Below are 10927 nucleotides of genomic sequence, written 5' to 3' on the forward strand. Positions count from 1 at the left end.
AAACTCGGAGGCTGGGATGGCTATCCCAAGTCCAAGCCACCAGGCCCAATCACCTTCCGCCACGGCCTTCAGTACTTCCAATCCATAGCACACGGCTGGAGCCTGCGAGATGTGTGAATCGCCTAGCGTCAATCGGGGGAGAGGTGGCTCGGCGAAGCCGGGACGGAGTGGGGGTCGACCAGCTCGGCAGTCGCGTTTTCGCATCCGCCGGGTCGCGCCTGCCAGTCTGCGGCCGCGCGTTCGATAATCGCCGTCCCCCAATCCGTCGCTGCTTCGCAGCGCCACCTTTCCCCCCTCCGGAGGGAAAGGAAGGGAGCTTCGCTGAGAGCGCTGGCGACCAGACTTGAACGGCCTACCCACAGAAGGGGACAACAGCTCTCAGAACTCGATCCCCTGCTGGGCCTTCACGCCCGCGGAAAAATGGTGCTTGGTCACGCCCATTTCGGTGACGAGATCGGCCGCCTCGATCAGCGCCGGCTTGGCATTGCGGCCGGTGACGATGACATGCAGGTCCTCGCGTCGCGCCTTCAACGCCGCAACCACCTTGTCGAGGTCGAGATAGTCGTAGCGCAGCGCAATGTTCAGTTCGTCGAGCACCAGCAGGCTGATCGACGGGTCGGCCATCAGTTCGAGCACTTTGGCCCAGGCGGCTTCGGCGGCTGCGATGTCGCGCTTCAGGTCCTGCGTCTCCCAGGTGAACCCCTCGCCCATCGCGTGCCAGACGACGCGGTCGCCGAAGGCGGCGAAAGCATCCTTCTCGCCGGTGTGCCACTTGCCCTTGATGAACTGGACGACGCCGACGCGCTTGCCGTAGCCGAGCATGCGCAGCGCCAGGCCGAAGGCAGCTGTGGTCTTTCCCTTGCCCGGTCCGGTGTTGACGATGAGCAAGCCCTTCTCGACCGTCTTGCTCGCCACCTCGGCATCCTGCACCGCCTTGCGCTTGGCCATCTTGGCGCGGTGGCGTTCTTCGTCCTTATCGCCAATGTCGGTCATGTCATTTCACCTTGAGCGGCAGCCCCGCCACCATCAGCAGCACCGTATCGGCGACGGCGGCGACCTGCTGGTTGAGCCGGCCGGCGGCATCGCGAAACCGGCGCGCCAGTGCATTGTCCGGCACGATACCCTGGCCGACTTCATTAGACACCACGAACCATGGCCCGCGCGGCCGCGACAGCACGTCCGCCAACCGACGGCATTCAAGCTCGAAATCGTGTTCGGCCAGCATGTGGTTGGTCAGCCACAGCGTCAGGCAATCGACAAGCACCGGCCGATCGTCCGGCAAGGCGGCAAGCGTACCGGCGAGATCGAGCGGTGCGTCGATGGTCGTCCAGCCTTCGCCGCGCCGCGATCGGTGCAACGCGATGCGTTCATGCATCTCGTCATCATAGGCTTGCGCCGTGGCGACATAGGTCCAGGGCGGCGGCAAGGCGGTCGCTAAAATTTCGGCGTGCGCGCTCTTGCCGGAGCGCGCGCCGCCGATGAGGAAGGTCAGTGTCTTGCGATCAGGCAAAGCTGTCGCGCAGGCTGGTCGCGGTGCCGGTGAAGCGGCCGCGCACCACGCCGACAACCGCTCCGAGCACCAGCCAGAACACGAGGTTGGTCAGCGTCACGGCCACCACGAACTGGTGATGCAGGCCTTCCGGGATCGACGTCTCGAAACTGTCGGGCTGGGGTGCACCGACAACATGCGGTGCGACGATCAAAAGGACGGCAAGGATCGCCAGCGGCAGCGACTTGCGGAACGCGATCAGGCCGAGACCGGCAGCGGTTGCCGCCACCGTTGCCCACCACCAGATCTGCCGCTGGGTGAGATCGGCGGCCGGCATGGCTGGCAGTTCCGGCGGCAGGCCGAGGCCCGGTGCCAGCGTGAACACGGCAAAGCCGGCAAGGCCCCAGAACACGCCCTGGCGCCAGCCACCGATGCCGCCGGCGAATTCGGAGACCGCGACCAGGATCAAGGCGAAGCCGATGCCGGTGACGATATTGGCAAGCACGCTGAAGGCGAAACGCTCGAAACCGTCTGCCGGCGCCCAACCTTCGTCTGCCGGAGCGGCTTCCGCCGCAGCCGGGGCAGCAGAGCTCATCGCATCTCCCGCCGGAGCAGTTGTGCTCATGGCATTGCTATCCGTTGCGGCCGGAGCGCCATGGTCATGGTGATGCCCCCCGCCCGCCTGTTCGTAGACTTCCGCCTTCAGGATCAGCGGCACAGTGGCGTAGGCCTGCATGCAGGCGAGAACGACGCCGGCCACGAGCCCTGCGATCGCCGCGATGAACACGACGTTGCGAAACAGGTTCATGATGTCAGCCCCTCGTCAGTGGCAGGGAAACGCCATCGAATGGCGATAGTCGTGAGCCGCGTTGTGGACCGCATCGATATGCGAGAAGCCGACAAAGCCCATCACGAAAATGCCGAGCAGCCCGGCGAGCGCGAGCTGCATGAAGCGCGACTGCGAGGAGACGGAGGCGCCGAGGGAGACGGAAGCGGTAGTCATGTCTTGTCCTTTCGCCCTCCACCCGAGGGCATCGAAGTCAGTTTCCTGTCGCCGGCAGGTCTCCTGGCTCGCGGATCAGCATCCTTCCCCACCTTCCCGAAGAAAAATCTTCAGTGGCATATGGAGAGGACTACCGCACACAGTTGCGGGGGCAGCCACGGCATTGGGCGAAATTCGCCCTCACCGCATTCCCTCTTGGCTCCAAAATGGAACCGGCGACACCGGTGACTATAGGCAGAATCCTCGCCTCCGGCAAACCAAATTCCGCCGGCGACCGTTGCGAATGCGCCATGAAGGTCAAAGCGATTTCGGCAGATAGCGCCACGTCACAAAGCCGCAGACCGCCGCCAGCAGGCCGAGCGTGACGAACACCGAGCCCAGGCCGAAGAAGGCCAGCGCCACCGAATAGACCAGCGGCGGCGTCAACTCGGAAAAGTCGAGATAGGTGCGGTAGACCGCTGCCATCTGAGATCTTTCATAGGAACGCACCGAGCGCATGAAGGCGGTCGAGCCGAGGGCGTCGAGCGCAATGGTGAAGAAGGCACCGCAGAGCAGGAAGGCGCCGGTAAGCAACGGCACGGTTTCGCCGACGAAGCCCGCCGCCAGCAGCGCGGCTGACATGGCGAAATAGGCAAATGTCATGGTCCCGCGGCCACCAAAGCGCTTTCCTGCCTTCCCCCAGAAAATCGCCATGAACAACAGCGCGTTGCCGGCCGAAACAAGCAGGCCGCCGGCCAGCTTGCCCTCACCCGTGATGACCATGAACAGCGGCCCATAGACGAAGAACGTCGTCCAGAAGCAGGAGCGGCCGAAGGCAATCAGCCAAGCCAGCCTGAGCCTGGGCTGCGCGACGAAGCGGCCGATATTGGCGAGCGGATTGACGGGGCGTGTCTTGCCCGGACGGATGGACTGGTTGTCGCCGAGGCGGTAGGTCCAGAACAGCGCCAGCAGGGCAAACGCGAACACCGCGACCGCACCATGCGCGGCATAGATGCCGAAGCGCGTGTAGAGGAAGATGCCGAGCGTCGGCCCACCGGTCCAGGCCAGCATCGACCACGCCATGCGCAGCGATTCGGCCTGCATGAAGTCGGTCTTGCGGATGTGGTCCATGATGTAGAGGTTGAGCGTGATCGACAGCGCGCTGGCGCCCATCACCCGGCACAGCATGCCGGCCAGTTGCCCGGCAAGCGTGTCGGTGACGAAGAACAGCGAGCCGACGGCCAGCAGGCAGGCGCCTGATGTGTAGACCCAGCGCCGGGCAAAACGGCGGATCAGCATCGGCATGAACAATGTCACCGACAGGCCGAGCATCGCCACGACTGTGTAGAGCATCGACACGATCTGCTCGTTGTGCAGGATCTCGTAGGCCTGGATCGGGATGACGCTCGACACCGTGGCGCGGGCGAAGGATTCAACCGCATAGAGCGACGCGAAGGTGCGCGCGTCCGCGGCCTTGAGAGCCGGCAGCCAGATCGGATGGCGCACATGGGTGGACATTGCTTTCCCCGAAGCAGATTCACCGGGTCAAATCTGACGTGGCGACCCCAGTGCCAATAAGAGGAAACCGACGTGCATCCGGCAAAAGCGAAGCCGGCCAAAGGCTTCCCGGCACTGGCCCAATGCCGCGGCCGATCCGGCGTTATCGGCAGGATTGCCGGTCTTCTTTTGTGCGGGGCAACCGTGATAGTCCTCCAGAGGGGCTGAATCAGAATGCGAGACCATGAGCATCCAAACGCCGACCGCACCCGTTCAGGATCGACCAAAGCGCATCGTCGCCATCGACATCGTGCGCGGCATCGCGCTGATCGCCATGGCAAGCTACCATTTCACCTGGGACCTGGAGTTCTTCGGCTACACCGATCCCGGCCTGACCGCCTTCGGCTGGTGGAAGATCTACGCGCGCGGCATCGCTTCGACCTTCCTGTTCCTGGTCGGCGTCAGCCTGTATCTCGCCCATGGCCGACAAATCCGCTGGAACGGCTTCTGGAAGCGGTTCGCCATGGTCGCCGGAGCCGCGATCGCGATATCGGTCGTCACCCGTATCGCCACGCCGGATGGATTCATCTTCTTCGGCATTTTGCACGAGATCGCGCTGGCCAGCCTGCTCGGCCTCGCCTTTCTGCGGCTGCCGGCACTGCTGACGCTTGTCGTCGCCGCGCTCGTCATTGCGGCGCCTGTCTATCTGCGCCTCGAGGCGTTCGATCACCCATGGCTGTGGTGGGTAGGCCTGTCGGCTAACAATCCACGCTCCAACGACTACGTTCCGTTGTTTCCATGGTTCGGCGCCGTGCTTGCGGGCATCGCGGTGACGAAACTCGCCGCCGGTTCAGGCGTGCTTACCCGGCTTGCCGAATTGGCGCCCGGTCGCTGGGCCAACCCGCTGGTCTTTATCGGCCGGCACAGCCTGGCGTTCTACCTGATCCACCAGCCATTGCTGATCGGCTGCGTCTGGCTGTTCTCGCAGATCATGCCGGCGCAGGTCGAAACCCCGCAGGTGAATTTCCTCAAAACCTGCCAGCTGTCCTGCGAGCAGTCGCGCGACACCGAGTTCTGTACGAGCTACTGTGTCTGCATGCTCGATACGCTCGAGGGCGAGGCGACGCTTGATCGGCTCTACAACAACGACCAGACTGCGGAATGGAAGACGCATCTGTCCGATCTCGCCGGCATGTGTACCGCCAAGACGGACGGCAAGTTGATGGAGGAAGGGGTCAAATGACCGAGAACCAGCCGAAGCCGGGGCTCATACCGTGGCCGCCGCTGATCTACACCGCCGCCATCGCCATCAGCATCGCGCTGGGCCTGCTCTATCCCCTGCCCTGGATCGGTGACCTCCTGGGCGACATTCTTTTCGCCGCCGGCTGGGTGGTGCTGCTTGCCGTTGCAGCGCTCTGGGTCACCGCGATCCGCACCATGGTCCGCGCCAAGACCACGCTGAACCCGAACGCTGTGCCCGATCACCTGGTCACCACGGGTCCCTTCGGCATCACCCGCAATCCGATGTATCTGGCCAACACCCTGCTGTTGATCGGCGTCGCCTTTGTCTCGGGCATCGTGTGGTTCCTGCCGCTCGCGTTCATCGCCGCCTATGCCACGCAGAAGATGGCGATCGAAGGCGAGGAAAAGGTGCTGGCGGCGAAATTCGGCAAGAAATACCGCGACTACGCCAAACGCGTGCGCCGCTGGATTTGAGCTGGCGCTCCGGTTTCCATCGCGGAGAGGTTTTGACAAGTGCACACTTCGGCGATTAGCCTAAGTCTTGCGAACTTCGTCATCCTAGGGCGAAGCAGGAGCGCAGCTCCGTCGCGGAGACCCTAGGATGACGAAGAAATGGACGTTTCCGCTAATTCCGACGCTAACGCCCGATAGAATCCAGTCCGCTCAGGTATTCACGCCAAGCTCGACCAGCCGCTCCACACAAGACTCCTCGGCCTGGTCGAGTTCAGCCAGCGTCTCCTCGAGGTCGCGGCGCTTCTGCCGGAGATCCTCGCGCTTTTCCTCGATGCGCTTGATCATCAGGTTGAGCTGGCCGACTTCGCCGGGCGGCTCCTTGTACATCTGGATGATTTCGCGGATTTCGTTGATCGAGAAACCAAGCCTCTTGCCGCGCATGATCTGACGGATGAGGTGCCGGTCGGAGGGGCGAAACAGGCGCGTGCGGCCACGCCGCACCGGCTGCACCAGCCCTTCGTCCTCGTAAAAGCGCAGCGTCCGCGTCGACACGTCGAACTCGCGGGTCAACTCGGTGATCGAATAATATTCTCGCATTGCCACTCCCGCACGCCGAAACCAAGGGGCGATCGCCATGCCGGCGTCACCCTTATGTCCCGAACCAAAACCCATGCCATGCCGGAATCGACATGGCGCCCCGCACAAGCCTCGCACGGCATTTACGTAAAAGTCAATTAAGCCAAAAGGCGTGCCTTCAGGGCACACCGAACCACCACGTGGCAATGCCGAGAAATGCAAAGAAACCGACGACGTCGGTAACCGTGGTGACGAAGACCGCCGAAGCGACCGCCGGATCGATCTTGAAACGATCGAGCAGCAGCGGGATCAGGATGCCGGCCAGGGCGGCCACGAACATGTTGATGATCATCGCCGCCGCGATGATGCCGCCCAGATTGGGGTCACGGAACCAGGCTGCGGCAACGATGCCGATCAGGATGGCGAAGACGATGCCGTTGATGAAGCCGACACCCATCTCGCGGCGAATGATGCGGCCGGCATTGTAGATGTCGAGATCCCTGGTCGCCAACGCCCGCACGGTGACGGTCATGGTTTGCGAGCCGGCATTGCCGCCCATGCCGGCGACGATCGGCATCAGCACCGCCAGTGCGACGATGTGTTCGATCGTGCGGTCGAACAGGCTGATCACCGACGCCGCCAGGAACGCGGTCAGAAGGTTGATCAGCAACCACGGAACGCGTGAGCGCGAGGTCGAAAAGATGCTGTCGGAAAGCTCTTCGTCGCCGACGCCGCCCATGCGCATCAGATCTTCCTCTGCCTCCTGCTGGATGACGTCGACGACATCGTCGATGGTCAGAACGCCAACCAGCCGTTCGTTCTCGTCGACGACCGCGGCCGACAAAAGATCGTACTGCTCGAATTCCCGCGCCGCCTCTTCCTGGTCCATGGTGGCCGGAATGGCGTGCCGCGTCTCGTGCATCACTTCCTCGACCTTGACCGAACGCTTGGTCCTCAGGATCTGGTCGAGGTCGATGGCGCCGAGCAGCTTGAAGCTCGGATCGATGACGAAGATCTGGCTGAAGCGCTCGGGAAGGTTGTTGTCCTCGCGCATGTAGTCGATGGTCTGGCCGATCGTCCAGAACGGCGGAACCGCGACGAACTCGGTCTGCATGCGGCGGCCGGCCGTCTCTTCGGGATAATCAAGCGATCGGCGCAGCCTGATCCGCTCGGTGAACGGCAGTTGCGACAGGATCTCGTCCTGGTCTTCCTGGTCGAGATCCTCGAGAATGTAGACGGCGTCGTCGGAATCGAGCTCCTGCACCGCCTGCGCGATCTGCGCATTGGGCAGATTGTCGACGATCTCCATACGGATCGCCTCGTCGACCTCCGTCAGCGAGGAGAAGTCGAAATCGGCGCCTAGAAGTTCGACCAGCGCGCGGCGCTGCTCGGGATGCAGCGCCTCGAGCAGGTCGCCGAGTTCCGACTGGTGCAGGTCGTCGACTTCATGCTTGAGGGTCAGCGTGTCGCGGTCTGCGATCGCCGCGCCAATCCGCGCTAGGAAGGACGAAAGCACGGCGCCGTCCTCGCCATAGATATCGGCGTGGTTGTCCTCGGCGGCCCTGGCGCCGGTCGTCCGTTCGTGCTCGCCTTCCACCAGCGCCTCCCGCCACAAGAATCCCGGAAAAGGTGCAAATCAGGTCTAGAGCATCGGACCCAAAAGGGGAAACCGGTTTTGGGAGAATCCGACGCTCAGAAAGAAAGTGGCGTAAAGTGCGGGAATATCAAACGAAATGCGCCCGGCCCGCAGCGGGCGAGACCGGTACAAATCGGATTCTGGGAAGAGAATGGTGCGGTCGAGAAGACTCGAACTTCCACGGGTTGCCCCACAGCGACCTCAACGCTGCGCGTCTACCAATTCCGCCACGACCGCACGTGGTAGAGCCGGAACCGACCGGCTCGCGGCGTGTAGCAAATCGTTTCCGGCGAAACAAGTGCACGGCACGTAATAATCGCCAGCCATTTTGCATAACGGTCAAGAAGCTTGAAACGCCCCTCGAACTGGACGTTTTGCCCGATTGCCGCCATATGAAGGACTAGGCATGTCGTCCAAAAGGCGCCGAGCGGTTTCGGAACTACGACATGAACAAGACAAACACCCAAGGTGTGTCGCGCATTTGAAATGACGCGCCGTGGACGAGAGCCGTGATGCCCGAACGCAGCCAGATCGCCACGTCGTTCCTGCCGCTCCCCGGTTCAGCACCGGTCGAATGGCTGATCGAGCCCGGCCTTACCGCCTATCCCGAAGCACTTGCCTTCATGGAGGCGCGCGCCGAGGCGATCCGCAGCGGGGCCGCCGGCGAAATGGTCTGGCTGGTCGAACACCCGCCGCTCTACACGGCCGGCACCAGCGCCCGCGGCGAGGACCTGATCGACGCCAACCGCTTCCCGGTGTTCGCGGCCGGCCGCGGCGGCGAATACACCTATCATGGGCCGGGCCAGCGGGTCGCCTATGTCATGCTTGATCTGAAGCGGCGGCGCGAGGACGTCCGCGCCTTCGTCGCGGCGCTCGAACAGTGGATCATCGGCACGCTCGCCGCCTTCAATGTGCGGGGCGAGCGCCGCGAGGACCGGGTCGGCGTCTGGGTCGTGCGGCCGAACCGCCCTGCCCTGCCGGACGGCTCGCCGGCCGAGGACAAGATCGCGGCCATAGGCATTCGGCTGCGGCGCTGGGTGAGCTTCCACGGCATCGCCATCAATGTCGAGCCCGATCTCGACCATTTCAGCGGCATCGTGCCTTGCGGCGTGCAGGACCACGGCGTCACCAGCCTCGTCGACCTCGGCCTTCCCCTGACCATGGCCGACCTTGACCTGGCGCTGAAATCCGCCTTCGAGGATGTGTTCGGCCCCGCCAAGGCTTTGCCTGTCGAAGCGGCCCGCAAGGCCGGCTGATCCTTCCCAATCCGGTACGGCTCAAATCAGCTGGGCTGAGGCCCACAACACGCCGTAGCCATGGATGGCGAACACCGCCAGCAACGCCGCCGCCATGGCGAGCCGGTCGATGGTGCGGATCGGCTTCAGCTCGTAACGCGGCTTGACCCCGCTGCTCATCGTCAACAGGCTGAGGATCGAAAACACCGCTCCCGTCGCGAGCAGGAAATTGGAGGAAAAGCCGGCCTGCCAACCCACGGCCAGGAAAGCCGAGAGCAGGAAGAAGGAAGCCAGCGCCAGCGCGACCGGCCCCGGACAGATCTGGCGCAGCACCTGACCGCCGTCGAATTTCCACACCGGCACCAGATTGGCGATGTTGAACAGTGCGGCGAAGCCCGCCAGGGTCGCCAGCAGGGCCGCCGCCAGCCGGTGACCTTCCGCGCCGGCAAAGGTGCTGGCAGCGATCACAACCGGCACCAGGAATGCGGAGAAGCCGGCGCCCATCAGCGCCACGAAGGCGACTTCGAAACGGCTGTCATAGGGCCGCCCACCAATGGCGACGCCGCCGAGCAGCGGAATGAATATCATCCGTGCCCGGTTGTGGCCCATAAGCCGAAACGCCGCCATATGGCCAAGCTCATGCAGGGCGACCACCGATGTGAGGATCGCGGCCAGTGCCAGGCCGCCGAAGTGAAGGCCGAAGAATGGCCACAGGATCAGCGCCGAAAGCCCGGCGAAACCGACCTGGCTCAACGGATGCTCGAACCAACCGCCCTTGCGATACTCCCCGGTCCGCGCCCAGCGCTGCAGCTTGGAGAGTTCGCGGCGCAGGGCGAAATAGCGGAACACCAGGAAGGCGACGCCGCGATAGCGATCCGTCTGGCTGAGCGTCACCCGCGTGCTGGTGCCTTCGGATACAAGTTCAGCGGTTTCGGAAAAGTCCTTCCAGAACGAAGCGTCGAGCGCGGTGTCCTCGATGACACGCATCGAGAAGCGGCTGCCTTCGACGACGTCTTCGAACCGCGACTTGCGTTCGATCGGCTTGCCGTCGCGACCTTCCCACGACAGCGTGATGCGGACCACACCCTCGCCGTCCGGCGCCTCGGCGGAAAGGATCTCACCGGACCAGCCGGCATCGCTGCCGAGCGGCCACAGCGCCTGCCAGAGGCGCTGACGGTCCATTGCCACCAGACGGGTCAGCCGGACCGTGCGCAAACCAAGCGGCACGGTCATCAACAGAAAGATCAGCCCGAGATTGCTGGCCACCAGAATGGCCGTGATGATGGGCGACACCTGGACGTTGCTCCCTGTCTTGCCGGGGCACCCTAACGCCGCGACGGCAAGAAAAGCTTAACGGCGGGACGGCCTTCGACCGTGCGGGAACAGCGACGGCGAACGCCGCCAAATCACATGGCTCCGATCCAGATCGCCATGGAAACAAGGAACGTGCTCATGCAAACCAGTGAGATGACATCCTGAACCAGATCGGTCATAACTCTCTCCTGTTGTTGATATGTTCGCATTTTGTTCTAATTTTGTTTCAAAGTCAACGGGCACGATCCGCCCGCATCCGGATTTTTGCGGCGATCAGATCGGCAGGGTTAAGAAAAGGTTGATGGGCGTCGGACGGTGCTACGTGGTGAGATCGCAGCCTTTGCGATTAGCCAATACACCCATTGCTTCGTCATCCTAGAGCGGGATGAAATGAGACTGAATCGGCTTGGGATTCCCTTAGGCGTGCAAATCTGATTCAACCTTCATGCTGGGCAAGGAGGTCAGCATGGATGGGCAAGCCTTATTCGATGGATCTTCGCGAA

At 63.1% G+C, this 10927-nt stretch carries 11 protein-coding genes, 1 tRNA gene and 1 riboswitch; of the genes, 3 read left to right on the forward strand and 9 right to left on the reverse strand.

Annotated elements, in window-relative coordinates:
• Nucleotides 1–378: 378 nt before the first annotated feature.
• The 5 genes from cobO to EOA13_RS35590 form a co-directional block, all read right to left on the reverse strand.
• The gene (gene cobO / locus EOA13_RS35570) at nucleotides 379–993 is read right to left on the reverse strand and encodes a cob(I)yrinic acid a,c-diamide adenosyltransferase (RefSeq protein ID WP_127297839.1); all 615 of its coding nucleotides are present in this window, start codon (nucleotides 991–993) and stop codon (nucleotides 379–381) included.
• Between the two features lies 1 nt (nucleotide 994).
• Nucleotides 995–1510, reverse strand: a complete 516-nt coding sequence (cobU, locus tag EOA13_RS35575) for a bifunctional adenosylcobinamide kinase/adenosylcobinamide-phosphate guanylyltransferase (protein ID WP_127297840.1) — start codon at nucleotides 1508–1510, stop codon at nucleotides 995–997.
• Nucleotides 1503–2297, reverse strand: a complete 795-nt coding sequence (locus EOA13_RS35580) for a CbtA family protein (RefSeq protein WP_127297841.1) — start codon at nucleotides 2295–2297, stop codon at nucleotides 1503–1505. Before EOA13_RS35580 ends, cobU begins: the two co-directional genes overlap by 8 nt.
• A 15-nt stretch (nucleotides 2298–2312) precedes the next feature.
• A complete protein-coding gene (locus EOA13_RS35585; protein ID WP_027034790.1) occupies nucleotides 2313–2492 on the reverse strand; it encodes a CbtB domain-containing protein in 180 nt (59 codons plus the stop codon).
• Nucleotides 2493–2527: 35 nt separating this feature from the next.
• Nucleotides 2528–2724, reverse strand: a riboswitch (cobalamin riboswitch).
• 65 nt (nucleotides 2725–2789) lie between these two features.
• Entirely contained in the window at nucleotides 2790–3989 is a 1200-nt protein-coding gene (locus EOA13_RS35590; protein ID WP_127297842.1) for an MFS transporter, read from the reverse strand.
• Nucleotides 3990–4212: 223 nt separating this feature from the next.
• Between EOA13_RS35590 and EOA13_RS35595 the strand changes: the two genes are divergently transcribed.
• Nucleotides 4213–5211 (forward strand): DUF1624 domain-containing protein, encoded by a 999-nt coding sequence (locus tag EOA13_RS35595; RefSeq protein WP_127297843.1) that lies wholly within the window; start codon nucleotides 4213–4215, stop codon nucleotides 5209–5211.
• Nucleotides 5208–5684 (forward strand): isoprenylcysteine carboxylmethyltransferase family protein, encoded by a 477-nt coding sequence (locus EOA13_RS35600; protein ID WP_127297844.1) that lies wholly within the window; start codon nucleotides 5208–5210, stop codon nucleotides 5682–5684. Before EOA13_RS35595 ends, EOA13_RS35600 begins: the two co-directional genes overlap by 4 nt.
• 189 nt (nucleotides 5685–5873) lie before the next feature.
• On the opposite strand, the gene EOA13_RS35605 is transcribed toward EOA13_RS35600, so the two are convergent.
• The 3 genes from EOA13_RS35605 to EOA13_RS35615 all read right to left on the reverse strand — a co-directional run bounded on the left by EOA13_RS35605 (nucleotide 5874) and on the right by EOA13_RS35615 (nucleotide 8112).
• Nucleotides 5874–6260, reverse strand: coding sequence for a MerR family DNA-binding transcriptional regulator (locus EOA13_RS35605; protein WP_023685221.1), 387 nt, complete (start codon nucleotides 6258–6260; stop codon nucleotides 5874–5876).
• A gap of 157 nt (nucleotides 6261–6417) precedes the next feature.
• Entirely contained in the window at nucleotides 6418–7836 is a 1419-nt protein-coding gene (gene mgtE, locus EOA13_RS35610) for a magnesium transporter (RefSeq protein WP_023812369.1), read from the reverse strand.
• 191 nt (nucleotides 7837–8027) lie between these two features.
• Nucleotides 8028–8112 (reverse strand) — tRNA-Leu (locus tag EOA13_RS35615).
• A gap of 275 nt (nucleotides 8113–8387) precedes the next feature.
• On the opposite strand from EOA13_RS35615, the gene lipB reads away from it, so the two are divergent.
• On the forward strand, nucleotides 8388–9131 hold the full coding sequence (gene lipB, locus EOA13_RS35620; RefSeq protein WP_127297845.1) for a lipoyl(octanoyl) transferase LipB: 744 nt from the start codon (nucleotides 8388–8390) through the stop codon (nucleotides 9129–9131).
• Nucleotides 9132–9152: 21 nt separating this feature from the next.
• On the opposite strand, the gene EOA13_RS35625 is transcribed toward lipB, so the two are convergent.
• Nucleotides 9153–10403: a site-2 protease family protein gene (locus EOA13_RS35625; protein WP_127297846.1), complete on the reverse strand. Its 1251-nt coding sequence runs from the start codon at nucleotides 10401–10403 to the stop codon at nucleotides 9153–9155.
• Between the last annotated feature and the right edge of the window lie 524 nt (nucleotides 10404–10927).

The sequence above is a fragment of the Mesorhizobium sp. M7A.F.Ca.US.011.01.1.1 genome (assembly GCF_003998295.1).
GTDB lineage: Bacteria > Pseudomonadota > Alphaproteobacteria > Rhizobiales > Rhizobiaceae > Mesorhizobium.